This window comes from Pedobacter aquatilis (genome assembly GCF_032678405.1).
In the GTDB taxonomy this organism is placed as follows: domain Bacteria; phylum Bacteroidota; class Bacteroidia; order Sphingobacteriales; family Sphingobacteriaceae; genus Pedobacter; species Pedobacter aquatilis_A.
Window position 1 is genome coordinate 210,599 of record NZ_JAVTSJ010000008.1, and the last position, 17,737, is coordinate 228,335.

The 17,737-nt window shown below is 37.3% G+C and carries 6 protein-coding genes; 1 reads left to right on the forward strand and 5 read right to left on the reverse strand.

Features of this window, described 5'->3' with window-relative positions; all coding sequences use genetic code 11:
* Position 1: 1 nt before the first annotated feature.
* The 5 genes from R2R71_RS20130 to R2R71_RS20150 all read right to left on the reverse strand — a co-directional run bounded on the left by R2R71_RS20130 (position 2) and on the right by R2R71_RS20150 (position 14,085).
* Complete coding sequence (locus R2R71_RS20130) at positions 2 to 697, reverse strand: 4'-phosphopantetheinyl transferase family protein (RefSeq protein WP_316833089.1); 696 nt, start codon at positions 695 to 697, stop codon at positions 2 to 4.
* Complete coding sequence (locus R2R71_RS20135; RefSeq protein WP_316833090.1) at positions 690 to 4,715, reverse strand: non-ribosomal peptide synthetase; 4,026 nt, start codon at positions 4,713 to 4,715, stop codon at positions 690 to 692. Before R2R71_RS20135 ends, R2R71_RS20130 begins: the two co-directional genes overlap by 8 nt.
* A gap of 5 nt (positions 4,716 to 4,720) precedes the next feature.
* Positions 4,721 to 11,338: a polyketide synthase gene (locus tag R2R71_RS20140; protein ID WP_316833091.1), complete on the reverse strand. Its 6,618-nt coding sequence runs from the start codon at positions 11,336 to 11,338 to the stop codon at positions 4,721 to 4,723.
* A gap of 826 nt (positions 11,339 to 12,164) precedes the next feature.
* Positions 12,165 to 13,001, reverse strand: coding sequence for an MBL fold metallo-hydrolase (locus R2R71_RS20145; RefSeq protein ID WP_316833092.1), 837 nt, complete (start codon positions 12,999 to 13,001; stop codon positions 12,165 to 12,167).
* A 64-nt stretch (positions 13,002 to 13,065) separates the two neighbouring features.
* Positions 13,066 to 14,085 carry a LacI family DNA-binding transcriptional regulator gene (locus R2R71_RS20150; protein ID WP_316833093.1) on the reverse strand — a complete coding sequence of 340 codons (1,020 nt, stop codon included), beginning with the start codon at positions 14,083 to 14,085 and terminating at the stop codon, positions 13,066 to 13,068.
* A gap of 490 nt (positions 14,086 to 14,575) precedes the next feature.
* Between R2R71_RS20150 and R2R71_RS20155 the strand changes: the two genes are divergently transcribed.
* Complete coding sequence (locus tag R2R71_RS20155) at positions 14,576 to 17,737, forward strand: TonB-dependent receptor (protein WP_316833094.1); 3,162 nt, start codon at positions 14,576 to 14,578, stop codon at positions 17,735 to 17,737.

Consider the following 17,737-nt stretch of genomic DNA (forward strand, 5'->3'; position numbering starts at 1 on the left):
TTCATGGGAAATTAATAAATACTGTACCACGACCGATAGTTTTCGCTAGTGTAGCTGTATATCCAGGAGCGGGTGTAAAAGTGGTTAGCATAACTGCTCTTCCCGCATCACTGATATGGTTTTCCAATACGGTTAGCTGATTTAAATGATCTGATATTCCCTCACCAGATGCTTTCAATATGGCTTCTTTTCTGGTCCAAAGTTGATAAAAAGTCACTTCAGGTGTTGCCGATGTTCTGATAATATTAATTTCATTTTCAGAAAAGCTATCTGCTAATAAACTCTGATAATTGAAAGATTTATTGATTTCTTCAACATCAACACCAATTGGATTTTGAGAAAAAGCCAGCAAGCAGATATCACCGCTGTGAGAAATGTTAAATTCAATTCCTTCGAGTTTAGGTTTATTATTTTTTTCTAAAGTAAAGGCTAAAGCAGCAGCATCTTTTTTTAAAAATAAACCTGCAAGTTTCCTGACTGCGTATTTTCCAACAAGATATCGCTGTGCGTCACCAGGATTTCTGAAGCGTTTAGCTTTATTAATTTCCAAATCAGATAACAGATAAGGAATTTTAGAAATTAGGCTTTGATGATAGGCGGCTACATTAATTTTAAAAACGTAATCATCTGCTAATTTATAATGGTTTAGCTCACTAAAGGATTTATATTGAATTATACTTGCTGAGAATTTAGTCATGTTCTAATTCGCCAACGTTTAATTTATTTAAGGCCAACTGGATAGTTTGTGCAAATCTTTGATCATTGGGTGGTTCTAAAAATGTTTTATGATCACCAGGTACTACATTAACCTCAATGCCTTTTGTCGTAAGTTTATCCCAACCTAAATAGGTTAGATCATCAAGGTAATACAAACGTTTTTCTACTCTGAAAAGCGTTAGCTTTATAGGTAGAGGCTGTAAATCATAATTTTCGTAAGCTTCAGCATAGACCTTGTAAATTTCACTTTCTCGGTTTGTAGTAACCATTTGCTTAACTACGGTTTCAGGAGCTAGTTTTGATCTTATTTTGTTCTGAAGAATGTAAAGTTGATAACTTGCTGCCTCCTTAGGGTTATTTAAAAATGACTTTGCAAAAAAAGGAACTTTGTAAAATTGTCTTTGAATTTTCTTAACTAATTTTATATTACTTTCGGACGATTTTCTATTAATGGCATAGGTATCAATAACTCCTAAAAAGGAGACTTCTTTACCCAACGCCAATAATTGCCTCACAATTTCAAAAGCAATGTAACCCCCAAGAGAATATCCTGCAACCGCATAAGGACCAGTTGGATGGACCTGAACAATCTCTTCAATGTGTTTACGGGCAATTTCCTCAATGGTTTGGGGGATTTCTTTTTCATCGTTAAGACCAAATGCCTGAATACCATACATAGGCTGATCTTCATCGAAGAATTTTGAAATTGATCTAAAGAGTAAAATGTTCAATCCAGCCCCATGAACAAGAAATAATGGCGTTTTTGTACCTGCAGTTTTTATGGGAACCAAAGATTCCCATTGTTCCTGTTCATCCGAAGACTCAATCCTACGAGCTAATTTTCGTATAGTTGAATTGGTGATTAAAGTAGCCAATGCAAAACGTTTCCCCAATTTCCTTTCAATTTCAGCAATCATTTTTACTGCTAACATGGAATTTCCACCAATTTCGAAAAAATCGTCATCCTTGTCAATATCACCAATCCCAAGTATACTGCTCCAAATCGATAGAATTATTCTTTCCATTTCAGTATGTACTTCATCTAAAAATAAATTATTTGATGCTGATTTTACTTTAGGCAAAGCATTTATGTCAATCTCGTGGTTTGGCTTTAATGGGAATTTTTCTATAATGATAAAATTATTTGGCTGCATTAGCATTGGAAACTGTTTTTCCAAAATACCTTTTAAGGAATCGATGAATAAGCTCTCGTTCAAGTTCTCTTTAGATATCGGAACAACATAAGCGGTTAAATTCATCCGTCCAGCTCTGTTTTCCTTAGCTAACAGTATAGCCGAATCTACATTATCTTGTAGTTTAATTTCCTCTTCAACTATGTTCAAGTCAATTCGTTGTCCGTCAATGGTAATCTGGTTATCTGAGCGTCCTAAATATTGTAAATCTCCATTGTCAGAAAATCTTCCTAAATCTCCAGTGGGATAGAAGTAACCTGGTGTAATTTCTGATGAATTAACAGTACTTGCCTCATTCCGTAAAGCAAAATCATTTTCAATAATTGAAGGGGCTGAAACGCCTGCTCCAGCAATTAATACTTCTCCAACTTTGTTATTTAAAAGAATATTGCCGGATTCATCTGCAATATAGATACGGGTATTGTTAATGGGTTTACCGATATTAATACCTTCATCAGAAAGGTTAATTTCTTTGATCGCTGATATAATACCAGTTTCGGGTAAACCATAAAAATTCCATAGACTGTTAAAATTGGATAATAAATGGTCCGCCAGCTCTTTTGTCAAACCATTTCCAAAATTCCAGATTGTTGCCGACAGTTTCGTCGCAGGGTTACTTAAACTGCTTGTTAACAACTTTAAAGTTGATGGTATAGCTGAAATGATGGTTATGTTATTGCGACTCACAAAATCTAACAAAGAAGATCCGGCAGATCCGATGTAAAATCCATCCATTATAATTTCACCGCCACAAGTTAAAGGTAAAAATAACTCGACAATTTTCGTATCCAACTGAGTCCCGGCCGATACCAAAAATTTATCACTTGATGAAATGCCTGGCGCTGATTTTAAACTAGTTAATAAATTTACTAAGCTGCTGTGCTTTAAATGAATTGCGGAAAGCTTTTCTGACGAAGAAAAAGTGTAGTAAATGAAAGCGGTTTCATCAAGCGATATAGTAGCTGGTTTTTTAAGTTCTTTTTTATTTACTTCCAACCAGATATCTTCTAAGAATAATTTATCTGTAGAGGTGATTTTTCTATAAGCTAAAGACTTGTTGATCAAGATTAATTTAGTATTTGAATCGGCCAGCATATTTTCAATTGCGAAATCCGGGCACGCTAAATCAATCAGAAGCACCTTTGCGCCACACTTCATGGCACCTAATGCACACGCTACTAGCTCAGGAGAATAGTTTAAAGCTAGGGCAATTACATCCCCGGGGCAAATGCCTTTTGTAACGAAATAAGCAGCTAAACTATCGGAATAGCTTTTGAGTTGCTTATACGTAAGGTTTTGGTCTTCTAAAACCACGGCAGTTTGGTCAGGGTAGTTGAGTGCGGTCAGGTCAATAAGTTCCGATAGTTTTGTTTCTTTATCGTAGGGTACTAAGGTATTATTCGATTCAGACTGTTGTTCTTTGCATAAAGTATCGTGTTTATCGATCAACTGTTTAACTTTACTATCAGGTAGAGTAACCAGCGTTTCGAGGAGTTGTTCGAATTGTGCTGATAACTTTTTGATCGTATCCAATTTAAACAGTTGTGTATTATAAGACCATTCAAGCACAAATGATGATTCAGAACCTGTGGCGTTGAGGAATATTTCAAAAGTTTCATAAACTCTTGGGTTTGAAATGAGCTGGTGTTGTAATTTTTCGAAGGATACAAGAGTATCCATGCCCATATCAATGTTAAAAATAATTGGAAGAATAGGAATGCGTGACTGTACTCTTTGATGATCTAAAGTTTCAACTAATTCGCCAAACGTGAATTTTTGATTTTCATAAGCATCAAAAAAGGCGGCCTTTCGTTCTGCTAGATATTGACTAAAAGTTAGGCTCGAATCAACTTTAGCTCGTAATGCCAGCAAATTAACACAGTGGCCCACAAGTTCAAACATTTCGGCTGCAGCCTGACCTGCTGTTGGTATACCAACAATAATGTCAACTTGTCCTGTTTTTAAAGCGATAAAAATTTCAAATGCACTGAGTAAAGTATTAACTAAACTAGCGCCATTTTTTGCGCCTAGTTTTTTAAGCTGCTCTACCAGGTTCAATGATACTGGATGATCAAAGCGATGAGATTGGTAAGTTCTATTGATTGGCCTTGGATAGTCTGTAGGAAAATCAACCATTGGAATACCATCTTGATAAACTGAAAGCCAGTAATTTTTAACTTCCTCGTGTAATGCACTGCTTTTAAAATCATGCATGGTTAACGCATATTCGCTTATTTGATTGGCTTTCTTGAGTAGACTTTTACTGCCAGTAATTTTTGAGTTATAAAGGTGGGACAAATTTTCAAGGATGATTCCAAAGGACCAACCGTCACATACCATGTGATGGCCAACAATGGTCAAATGATGATGATCGTTACTTAATTTGTGCACAAATGCTCGAAATAATGGCCCATTCTGCAAATCAAATGCTTCATTCATTTCTGATGAAATAAATGACTTTATCGAGGCTTGTTTATCTGTCACATTAGAAATGTCGATAAGAGGAATATCTAAATGCCATTCATCATAGATAATTAAATGTTCGCCGCTTGTAGTAACTGTCGCCCGTAAAGCTTCATGTCTGGATATGACTTCATCAAAGGCTTCTTTTAGGGACAAAAAATCAAACTCCCCAGTTAAGCTAAGGGAAACAGACTCATTATAAGCTAAGCTGGCAGATGCTCCTCCAATAATACACGAAAGCCAAATTAAGCGTTGTGGTTCATTGATGACAACAATTTTCTCAATTTTTTTATGTTCTTGAAAGGGATTGTATGTAGTTGCAATTAATTTAATGTCAGCCATTTTTATTAGTTAATTACGACCTTAAGAAATTCACCTGAAATATCTGGGTTGTTAACAAACCAAGCTGGATTTCCATCTTCATCCTTACCAAGTTTCGCACCTTTTACCGGAGGATTAGCATTATCAAAAATGATAGCTGATTTATCAAAAGCTTTATTGAGCTGATTTAATCCTGGGAAAATACCGGCATCTATCATTTCAACTATACTTGATCTAAACGCGGCAAGAACGATTTCTATATCTTCATATGTTGTAGCTTCAGTTATAAAGCATGGAAAACCATCTAAAATATGGATGCCTTTTTCTCGCATTAAAACAAACAATAATTCGCTGAATGGAATTTCCTCATTGAATTTAATTTTCCATAGCGAACCATAGTTCGCAACAAATATCGGGAGTTGTCTTTTTTCAAATTCAGCATTCAGCGCATCTGATAAATATTTTCCTTTAGCATTAAGATCTTCCTGTAATTTAGGGCCTCTGCTTCTCATATAAAGAAGTGAAGCTTTTGCTGAGGCCAAGGCTAATGGATGTCTAACAAAAGTACCTGCAAAATATGTTACACCGATTTCTGGAAAGCTATGATCTCCAAAATTCCAATTTCCACCATCCAGGGCGTCCATTAAACGAGCATCACCAGCAATAACACCGATAGGTATCCCAGCACCAACAACTTTTCCATATGAGGCTAAATCAGCTTTTATTCCAAATAGGGCTTGAGCTCCACCCGGATGCATTCTGAACCCTGTAATAACCTCGTCAAAAACCAATACGGCACCTGAATCGGCCGTAACCTTTCTCAATTTTTTTAGAAACTCTACAGGAACAAATTCGGGTCTTCGACTTTGAATTGGTTCCACCAACACGGCCGCAATTTCATTGGCTCTTTCTTTAATGATGGCAAGAGATTCATCTGTTCCATAATCTAAAACTAAGATGTTCTGCACCGCCTCGGCCATGATGCCCGCTGCTGCAGGAAAGGATTTTAGCTTTTTTGTTCCTCTAACCAGAACTTCATCAACAATTCCATGATAAGAACCAGTGAAAGCCACAATCAGCGAACGCCCTGTAACAGTTCTGGCAATTCGTATACAACCGAGTACAGCTTCAGATCCGGTACTGCAAAGTGCTGCTCTTTCGAAACCGGTGAACTCACAGATAAGTTTGCTAACTTCAGCTGCAAGCTCATGCTGTGGCCCAACTTCATATCCTTTCTCTATCTGACTATGCATGGCTTCCTTAATTACTTCTGGTTGATAGCCGAGCATATTGGAACCAAAACCATTTAAAACATCAATGTATTCATTTCCATCCAAGTCCCACATCTTACAGCCGCTGGATTTATTGATAACAATTGGGTAAACAAGCTCTTTTGTTAGCGGCCGAAAGCCGGTAACTACTCTAGGATCGGCCATAAATGAGCGGCTTTTTGCGGTATATTCTTTACTCTTAATGGTTTTTTGGTTGTAGCGTTCAGTTAAATTTTTAAGAAATAACTGCTGTTCTTGGTTTAATTCTGTTGTTAATCGCTCTATTTTCGGGGTTGCTCCAAAGGGTTTTTGGATTTCTGCTTTCTCTTCCAAAGATAAATCTGCATCCGGTGCCACTGTCTTGGTTGGCATAGTTGGCGCCGGCTGGGGTGTGGATGATGGAACTGGTGATGTATGCGATGAAGTACTACCTTGCATCAAAATTACTTGCTTTGATAATATCTCGAGCTGTTGAGCAATTAAACCTAAAGCACTATCATTATTCGGTATGTAATTATGGTTACTGATCGGATAATTCCCTGACGGATACGAATTAAAACCTGGTTGAACAGATACAGGTTGTGCTACATTAAGCACCTCTTGCGAAATTTCATCCTGAGGGGTATTTTGATCAAGATAACTTACTAGTTTTTCTATTGATGGGTATTCTTCATTCAGTTTGCGAAAGGTAATTGGAAGATTGAATTCTTTTTTTAATGAGATGGCTACTTGCGTTAATAGCAAGGAATCTAATCCAATTTCGATAAAGTTTGAATTTAAGCTTATTTCATTCATTTCGATACCAGAGGCATCTTCAAGTACTTGTTTAACTTTAGTGGTGAGATTGTCTTTTCTCATAGTTTGAGTGTTGATTTTAGTTTTTTGAGCTATGGCGTTAGAATTGGCAACTTCTAAGCTTTCTGGTTGATCACGATCAATAATATCAACCCAGAACTTTTTTCTGTTAAACTGATAGCCCGGCAGAGTGCTGATAAAATTACTGGATTCCTGGTAACATGGCTGTAAGTCAGGTTCTGCTCCATTAATCCAAAGCTGCCCGAGTGTATTTAAAATAGAAGAATAATCTTCCTGATTAGGATTTAAACTTATAAAAGACTTGATTTTTACACCCGACATTAGAGCGATTTGTTTGGTAAGTGTCGAGGTCACGGCTCCAGGACCAACTTCCAAGAATAATGGTGAAGTATAAGTGAGAATATGGTCAATGGCTTTTGCAAAATGTACTGTTTTTCTTAAATGCAAAGTCCAATAGTCAGGATTTTGTGCTTCATCATCGCTTAGCTGATTTCCTGTTACGGTAGAGATAATCTGTAGACTTGGTTTAGCGAACTTAACCTCTTCAACTATTTTCCTGAAATCGTCAAGAATGGGATCCATCATAGATGAATGGAATGCGTGACTTGTATATAAAGGCTTGTTAGCGATTTCTTTCGCATCCAATAACTTACTAAATTCACTTATTTGCTCAGTAGGACCAGAGATAACAATGAGTTTTTTACTATTGATGGCTGCAATGCATAAATCTCCGGTCAATAAGGGTTCAATTAGGTCTAAGCCGGCTCTTACAGAAAGCATACTTCCTACCGGAAGTTTACTAATCAGAAGACCTCTTGATGCAACAAGCTTAAGGCCATCCTTAAGAGAAAATACGCCTGCAAGGTGTGCGGCAACATATTCACCAATACTGTGGCCACACAATAGTGTAGGAGTTATGCCATAGCTTAACCATAGCCTGGCTAACGCATATTCAGTTACAAACAAGGCGGGTTGCGTCCAGCGGGTATCCCGAAGTCTATCGTTTGCCTCTTGAGATATATCCTCGCTGAAAATTACTTGTCGGATGTCACCGGGTAAATATTCTTTCAATATGGTTGCACATTCATCGATTGCATTCCGGTATATTGCCGAATTTTTATACAAATCTAAACCCATATTCAGGTACTGTGCACCCTGGCCCGGGAAAGTGAAAACAATCTCTCCAGGTGTTTCTTTTAAAGTGTTTGAATTTTCTGCTGGATCATTTTCTAGCTTGCTGATTAAGTCCGGTAGGGATTCAGCAACAACAAATTTTCGATGCGAAAATTCAGCCCGGGATTTCGATAAGGAATAACCGATGTCAGATACGGTTGCTTCAGTTGCTGTTTTTAGGTAGCTGCTTAAAGTCGCCCCGTATAATTTAAGACTTTCTTCTGAGCGGGCAGACCATGTGATCAGGTTTGGCGAAGTAGATTTTATTACAGGCTTAGTTTCATTTTGGTATTCCTCTAGTATAACATGAACATTCGTTCCGCCCACTCCGAACGAACTTACACCTGCCAAACGTTTACCGGGACTTTTCCAATCCTGTAAGGCAGTGTTGATGTAAAAAGGACTGTTTTCAAAATCAATAGACCGGTTAGGTTTTTTGAAGCCTAATGATGCTGGTATTTTTTGATGGTACAGCGATAAACAAACTTTAATTAATCCTGCAACACCTGCAGCATGTGTTAAATGACCAAAATTACTTTTTACAGAGCCTAAAGCACAATATTGATTGATTGGCTGTTCGCCAAAAGCATCAACAAGCCCTTCGAATTCAATAGGATCGCCAATTGGGGTTCCGGTACCGTGTGCTTCGATGTAACTAATAGCACTTGCATCTACTCCAGCGTTTTCAATAGCTGATGAAATAGCATCAGCCTGGCCTTCACTGCTTGGGGCAGTAAAACTACCCTTTCCAAAGCCATCATTGTTTAGGCCAATACCTTTGATTACTGCAAGAATGGTATCATTGTTTTCTTGCGCATCACGCAACCGTTTTAATAAAACAACCCCCGCACCATCACTAAATACTGTTCCTGTAGCGCTATCATCAAAGGGATTACAATGACCGTCATTACTAAGCATGCTACCTTCCTGGTAGTAATGGCCACTATTTATTGGTGATGTTATGCTGGCACCACCACAAACAGCAACATCACAAGTATGTGCTCGTAAACTTGTTACCCCTTCGGCTATGGCTAATAGGGAAGTAGAACAAGCCGAATTTATACTAACTGCTGGGCCTTTAAGATTTAAATGGTAGGCTGTTCGGGAAGCGATATAATCTTTGTCATTAACGGATAAGACTTGTATTTTACCTTGCTTGTCAATCAAATCCTTGTGACTCAATACATTATTCTCGTAATAGGTATTAGTACCAGCTCCAGCATAGACACCTATTTTCCCGTTATAAACATTTGGTAAATGTCCTGTCGATTCTAGAACTTCCCAAGAAATTTCAAGGAAAATCCGTTGCTGAGGATCCATCAATTCAGCCAGCTTCGAATTTATTCCAAAAAATGAAGGCTCAAAAGCAGTGGCACCATTTACTACTCCTCTCGCTTTAATGTAGTTGGGGTCTTTTCGAAGTTCTTCACTTATACTGGGATCCAGCTCAGCATCAGAAAAAAATGTTATCGTTTCTTTACCATCTATAAGATTTTGCCAGAATTCTTTGATGGTATTGGCACCCGGGAACCGACCAGCCATTCCGATAATAGCGATGTCATGGTTAAGCTGAGGATTAACATTTCGATTAACCTTTGTTCTTTTTTGCAGATTATGATCTAAAAATCGGCCAAGTTCTGATAAAGTTGGATGCTTATAGAGTTTTGTTACAGGTATGGTATAATCGAAAAGATGCTTAAGTAGATTAATGGTACTTTGTGCAAGTAAGGAATTTCCACCCAGCTCAAAGAAGTTGTCATCAATCCCGATTTTATCAATTTCTAATACATTTTTCCATACGCTAGCTATATTTTTTTCACTTTGCGTTTTTGGACTTTTATATATTGATGCAAGCGAAGGCCTTTCTATTTTTAATTTGGATAGCGCTTTTCTATCGGTTTTTCCATTGCTGGTTAACGGAATGTTTTGAATTTTGATATAAATTCTGGGAACCATATAGTCAGGCAATTTTTCATGTAGAAATGAAATTAGCGCTTGCTGATTTATATCGTTTGCTTTTACATAAGCGATTAATCTTTTTTCACCAAAAGTATTCTCCTTGGCTAAAACAACACTATCTTCTATCGCTAAAAAGCGGTTGATAGTGGCCTCGATTTCGCCAAGTTCTATTCTAAAACCATTTATTTTAACTTGGTCATCAATCCTGCCAAGATATTCAAAACTGTCGTCGCTAAGTATTTTAGCTAAATCACCCGTACGGTAAAGCCTCGATCCGGCCTGATTACTGAATTTATCAGTAATAAATTTTGAAGCAGTTAATTCCGGTAAATTCAGATAGCCACGGGCCAGGCCTGCCCCCCCAATATATAGTTCACCTTCTACGCCAGGTAAACATTTATTACCTTCATTATCCAGAACGTAAGCGTACAAGGTAGGTATAGGTGCACCAACTACACTCGTACTGCTCTTACAATGTTCTGCCGTAATTTCTATATAAGTTACATGGACGGTGGTTTCGGTTATTCCGTACATATTAATCACCTTACAGTCAGGATAAGTATCTTTCCAGCTTTTTAATTTCGAGGGGTTTAGCGCTTCGCCTCCAAATATCACATAATGTAGGTTAAGCTGAGGTGTCGGTTTAGATAAAATTTCTTCCTGAAGAATGTTAAAGGCTGAAGGAGTTTGATTTAAAACTGTTACTTTTTCCTGGACCATCAATTCCCGAAATAATGATGCGTTTTGTGCTGTGCTTTTTGGAACAATAACCAGTCTGCCACCATATAATAGCGCACCATACATTTCCCATACAGAAAAATCGAAGCAAAAAGAATGAAACATTGTCCAAACATCATTTTCCGAAAAATCAAACAATGGGGTGTCTGTAAAAAAAAGTCGAACAACGTTGCGATGTTCAATCATTACGCCTTTTGGTTTGCCAGTCGAACCAGAGGTATATATAATATAGGCTAAATTAGAAGGTTCAATTTTTAGCTCAGGCTGCTCTTTAGACTGGTTCCATAGTTGTTTAGAATTCGAATCAATGATCACAACTTCAATGCTTTCATGATTCTTTAAAAGATGTTCACTGGAGCTATCTGCAATAAGAAGTTTTGCTTTTGAATCGCTGATGATATACATGATCCGATCGACAGGGTATTCTGGATCTATTGGTACATAAGCAGCCCCAGCTTTTAAAATACCTATTAAGCTGATGATCATTTCCAATGATCGGTTCAACAAAACCGGGATCATGGTGTCCGCACCAACTCCTTTACTTTTTAGGAAATTAGCTAATTGATTTGCTCTGGAGTCAAGTTCTTCATAAGTAAGGGAATTATTGTCAAATGTAACAGCAATATTATTTGGGGTAAATTTAGCTTGCTTATTGAAAATATCAACTATCGTACTTTCTTTAGTCATGGTAGATATATTAACAAATTCTTTTAGTAAATGAGCGCTTTGTGGCTATTAATTACCTCAGATACTCTCTTTTATTTAAAATTGTCCGGTTAGTAATGAAAAATAGATAGATTTTATGCTTTTGAAATTATTCAGCTAGAAATGGTAAAGCAATACCTGGTGTCTTTGAATTTGTAACCTGTTTGTATTTATGTATAATCATGATTGAGCATTGCGATAGTTTAAAAAAGGTCAAACAAAACCAAATTTTATAGAGTCCCTTTAAACATACATGTTACATATGATATGTTCATTCAAAATCAGAAAGAGGTATCCTTATTATTGGACTTACTTGATACTTCAAATATAGCAAAAAGCTATTTATTTATTGTACGAAATATGTTACTAACCTAAGTAAATGTATTTTTAATTCAGTTTTCGTGTATTTTTTAGCATGTTAAATTATTTTTCCACTTTAGGGTTGATTTTTGTCATTATAAATCTTCAATCTTTCCGTTGCTATTTGCTGTAATTTCAGAAATACATCGGTACTTTACATGTTTGAAATACCTTGGTTTTATATTCAGGGGAGAGAAAAATAGCAGGCGTTGGTAAAAAAAAGAAAGGGGCCTAAATCCTTAAGCCCCCAATAAACCAAACAAACTATTTATGAAGTTTTAATATAACCGTCAACTAATTAATTTGTTTTAAAAAAAGAGATTAAAATTAATTAATCTCTTTAATGTTAAATTAAATCGTCCCGTTGATTTATTCCTAACAGGACAAACATCTTTAAATAATGGGGTTAAAACAATACCCAAAAAGTGGTATTTTTCAGATATTTTTTTTAGAATAAATTTAATTGGGATGGCTGATGAATCAGTGGGTCAAAAAAATAATCTTCGGCTTCATTTACCTTACTGCTAACATAGTATACAGGGCTTTCCTCATACCTCGATGCAACGCCGACGTAGGTATTACCCGCAACATTCTTAAACAGATTTTCTACCAAAGCAGGGTCATTATTGTCTTTAGATAAATGGCTGAGTAGAATATGGCTCATGTATTCGGGTTTATGCTCCTGAAAAAGAGCCAATGCTTCATTGTTCGAAAGGTGTCCGTTCCCACTTGAAATCCTACGCTTTAAATAATAAGGATAATTACCACTTTGAAGCATTTGAGTATCATAATTTGCTTCTAAAAATGCAGCATTACATTTTTTAAACTGTGTGATTAATCTTTCACAAACAGAGCCGATATCTGTAAACACGCCAACCCGAACATTATTAAATTCTATAGTAAAGCTATAAGGGTCAGTAGCATCGTGAAACTTTGAAAAGGCAGAGATCTTTAATTCACCTATGGTAATTGTATCCAGGTGGCCAAAAGTGTAAATGTTTTGCTCGTTTAGTGTTAATCTGCTACTTCTTAAAGTATCTGGTGTAATGTAAACTGGTAAGTTATATTTTTTAGATAAAACCGTAAGCCCCTTTATATGGTCGCTGTGTTCGTGGGAAATAAAAATTGCCTTAACCTTATTCATTGCTAAACCAAGCCTCGACATTCTTTTTTCAACTTCTTTGCACGAGATACCTACATCAACCAATACAGCTTCGTGTTGGTTGCCAACGTAATAGCAATTGCCATTGCTACCCGAATTTATCGATGTAAAGTATAATCCCATTATAAGCGCAAGTTAGGGCTAATCAGATTTTATGTCAAAAATAGATGCTAACATTTTTGTCTGGCTAATCCTCGTGGATGATAAGCTTACAATCTACCATAATCTTCTGGTAGTTTTCCATATCAATTTCCTTGTTAATTAGCTTGAGTAGAAGACTTATCGCATTTTCACCTACAGATTCAGGATTTTCTTCAACAGATGCGATAGGAGGGGCGTCGAGATAGCTTATAAAAGAATTATTTCCGAAACCTATGCACTCAATGGAGCTGAATTTTGGGTGTTTTATATGGCGAAGGTATTTTATGGCATCAAAAAGTATTGGCTCTTTAAAGGCAACAATAGCCGTAGGAGTATTATCTTCATAAGCAAATAAATTTTGTATTGCAGAAATTGTGTTTTCCTTATCAAAATCGGTGTAAGCAACCAGGTTCGCATCAAAAGAAAGGTTACTGTCTTTTAAAGCATTAATGTAGCCATTAAAACGATCGTGAGTGAAATTAATCATTTTTGGCCCGCCTATATAAGCGATTTTCTGATGCCCCCTGTCGATTAAAAACTTTGTAGCCTGATAGCAACCCTGAAAAGTATTCCCTAAAACTTTATGGCAATTAAGGTTAAAACTCGGATTCCGGGTGTAGTAAACTACAGGTATGCCCAGGTTTTCAAACTGATCAAGGTGCGAAAAATCCTGGGTGTTTTTTGATATGGCAACAATCAAACCATCAACACGGCTTCTTAAAAGCATATCCGCCGATTGAATTTCTTTTTGTAAATCATCATGCGATTGGCTGATAATGATATTATAACCATTTTGTGTGGCAAATTGCTCTACGCCATAAATGCTTCTGGTAAAAAAGTGATCCAGTAAGTTAGGAAGGATAATACCAATAATCCTCGATTTCCTTTCCTTTAAATTTATTGCCGATTTATTTGGGGTAAAATGTAAATCACGTGCCATTTCCTGAACACGCTTTTTAGTGTACTCATTAATCGTAGGATAATTATTTAGGGCTTTCGATACTGTTGATACTGACATCTTTAACTTTTCAGCCAAGAACTTGAGTGTAACAGGGGTATTATTCATCTTCTTTTCCAATCTCAATGCATAGATAAGAAAAAAAATGCAAATTATTTCAAACGTTTGAAATGTATTTGAAGCCAGTAATGTGGCTTTTTGAGTATTTAGAATGAATTTATGACCTAAGCTTTTCTAAATTCGCTGCCACTATCAATCACTAACCAAATAAACAAGATGAAATTATTCGCTACTAATTCAATCTCAAAAACCGCAAGGGCCCGGCCATTGATCTCGACCGTAAATCGAATTAACGATTTGCATCTGAAATGTTACTTAAATAAGGCGAAATAAGATTACCACTGCCGTAACAAAGCTTTAAATAAGAACCAGATTTTTTCCTGGACTCATCAATAAAAGGAGTCAATTTTTTACAAAACTTTCAGCAAATTTTTGATAGCTAAATATCATTGGTTTTTTGGAGGCAGGTCCAGGCTATGCATTAAATTTTAACCAAACAGATTTAATAACCAAAATAATTATGGATAAACTTTACTTTATGAAGAGGACTTTTCCAGTCGCTAACCTGCAAGGGTTTAAGCGTTCAAAAATCCTGTATCTGCTAATGTTTTTTTTCGTCTTTACCTACTCAACAGCGGCTTTTGCTCAGTCTGTAATTACCGGTACGGTAAAAGATAATAAGGGTGTAACCATGCCCGGCGTTAGTATTCGCGTTAAAGGTACACCAGGCGGTGTTGTTACCGATAACGACGGAAAATTTTCAATTCGTGCAGCAGAAAATGCTGTTTTAACTTTTGCATACATCGGCTATGTAAATAAAGAGGTTGCTGTAAATGGGAAAACAACATTAACAGTAGTTTTAGAAGATGATTCGCAAGGGCTTGATGAAGTGGTAGTGGTTGGTTACGGTGCGCAGAAGAAATCAACACTTACAGGGGCCATTGCACAAATCAGTACCGAGGAGATTATGAAATCGCCAACACCTAACCCAACGAATAGCCTGATTGGACGTTTGCCGGGTTTACTGGCCGTGCAAACCAGCGGGCAGCCTGGTGCTGATGGTGCGCAGCTTAAGGTACGTGGAGTGGCAACCTATGGGGTTAACAATGCCGCAATTGTGGTTGTGGATGGTGTTGAACGGCCAAGTTTTTCTGATGTGGATGCAAACGAAATTGAAACTATAACCGTACTGAAAGATGCTGCTTCAACAGCTATTTACGGTATTCGCGGAGCAAACGGTATTATAGTAATTACGACAAAACAAGGTAAAATCGGTGCGCCAAAGGTTACTTACACAGGTAATTATGCCTTGCAAACATATACTGGCTTAGCTGTGGGTTTGCCTGCACTCGAAAATGCACAGTTACTTAATCAATCCTATGTAAACGACGGAAAAACACCATACTTTTCAGATGCTGATATTCAGAAATTCAGAGATAAGTCTGATCCCATTGGTTTTCCTGATGTACAGTGGTTCGATTATCTTACAAAAAAATATTATTCTCAAACGCAGCATAATGTTAATATTAACGGAGGAACTAAAGTTGCTAAATACTTTGTTTCGGCAGGTTACGCTTTCCAGGATGGTATTTTCAAAAAGTTCGAATCGCCTTACGGCATAAACACGGTACCTAATTATAACCGCTATAATTTTCGTTCGAACGTAGATTTAACTTTAAACAAGGATTTTACAGTTGGTATTAAACTTGGTGGTCGTTTTGCCAACAGATATCAGCCTGCAGGCTTAAGGTCTTCGTCAGCTTTCTCTTATGATACCATTGAAGGTATGATTTCGCGTATTCTGCAGGTTCCCGCTTACGCTTACCCGGTTACTTTGCCCGATGGAAGAATTACGGCCAACCCGAACATCGGCACAAATATCTGGAATCCCTATGCGGTATTAACTCGTTTCGGAACACGTAACGACGAAAACAACACGATAGAGAGTACATTCAACCTCAATTATAAATTAGATTTCATTACCAAAGGATTAGGTTTTAAAACAGTTTTTGGCTACGATTCTTACTATAACAATATTGAAAGAAGGAATGCTAACTGGGCAGCATATGTTTATAATCCAACAACAGGGCAGGCTACACTTTCTACTGACACGCGTAACCGTGACGAGCCTTTAGGGGCTGTCCAGGACGGCGGTGTTACCGAAGGCAGTACAAACATGAACCTGCAAACAGGTTTCGATTACAATCGGAATTTCAGAAAGCACAATGTGAGCGCCCTTTTATTAGCAACCCGCCAGTTAATCAAATCAACGGGTACAACTGCTTTCACAGCTCCGCCAAGAGCATCGCAAGGTATTGCAAGCAGGGTAACATATAATTACGATGAACGATATTTTGCAGAATTCAATGCTTCTTATAACGGTTCTGAAAACTTTGCTCAAGGCCTTCGTTATGGTTTCTTTCCCGCTGTATCAGCAGGATGGACCTTAACCAACGAGCCTTTCTGGAAAAAGAATAACATCTTAACTTATTTTAAAATACGTGGAAGTTACGGATTAGTAGGTAACGACAGGATATCGAACGACAGGTTCTTATTCCTGACCAATTATTCTACAAACCTTGCGGGAAGTGCGCAGGCGGCACCATTTGGAAACCCGAATTCAATAACCAGTTATCCTACATTATGGATTAGTGATCCACAGTTTTTTGGTGCTTCTATTAATGCTTTAGGTAACCAGGCGGTAACGTGGGAAACCGGTACCAAACGTAATATTGGTTTCGAGGCACGAATGCTGAAAGATAACTTAAAATTAACGGTCGACTTCTTTGATGAAACCAGAAGAGATATTTTAACAACTCCACTAAGCGGTTTGGCATTATTTGGTCATAGTTATCCGAACCTGAATAAAGGAGTAGTTTACAATAAAGGTTACGAGGTGGAGCTTGATTATCAGAAACAAATTGGAAGTGTAACGGTAGGGCTTAATGCACAAATAAGTTATGCGAAGAATAAAATTCTGGAGAACGATGAACCTGATGGATTACCATTTTCTGCAGCAAGAAAGGGAACAAGTGTTGGCCAGTTTTTCGGGTACAAAACAGACGGTTTCTTCCAGTCGGCAGCAGATATTGCCGCTTCACCAAAATTACAGGGTTATAACCCAATCCCTGGAGATTTAAAATTTAAAGATTTAGATGGCGATGGCGTAATCACCAGTTTAGATCAGGATGCCATTGGTTATACCAACACCCCTGAGTATGTGTACAGTTTTAGTCCGCGTATCATTTACAAGGGTTTTACATTATCGGCATTGTTTCAGGGAGTAGCCCATGTAAGCTCTAACGTAATCCTTAACGAGCAAAATAACGGACAACAGATGTACGATTTCATGCTTAACGCCTGGACACCTGCAAACGCAGCAAACGCCGACTGGCCTGCCTTGCATGCAAGAGGAACCGCATCTTTAAACTATGCTTTAAACGATTTTACCTTGCAAAACTCTGCATACCTTAAAATAAGAAACGTAGAGTTCGCATGGAATTTCCCTAAAAAATGGTCTTCAGCTTTAAAACTAGCCAATATAAGGCTCTTTTTACAGGGACAGAACCTTTACACATGGACTAAATACAGGTTCTATGTCGATCCTGAAAACGTGAATACCATTAACACGGCATTCCCTTTACAGGCGCTGTACCCAACATCAAAGGTTTACAATATTGGTTTAAATGTTCAATTCTAA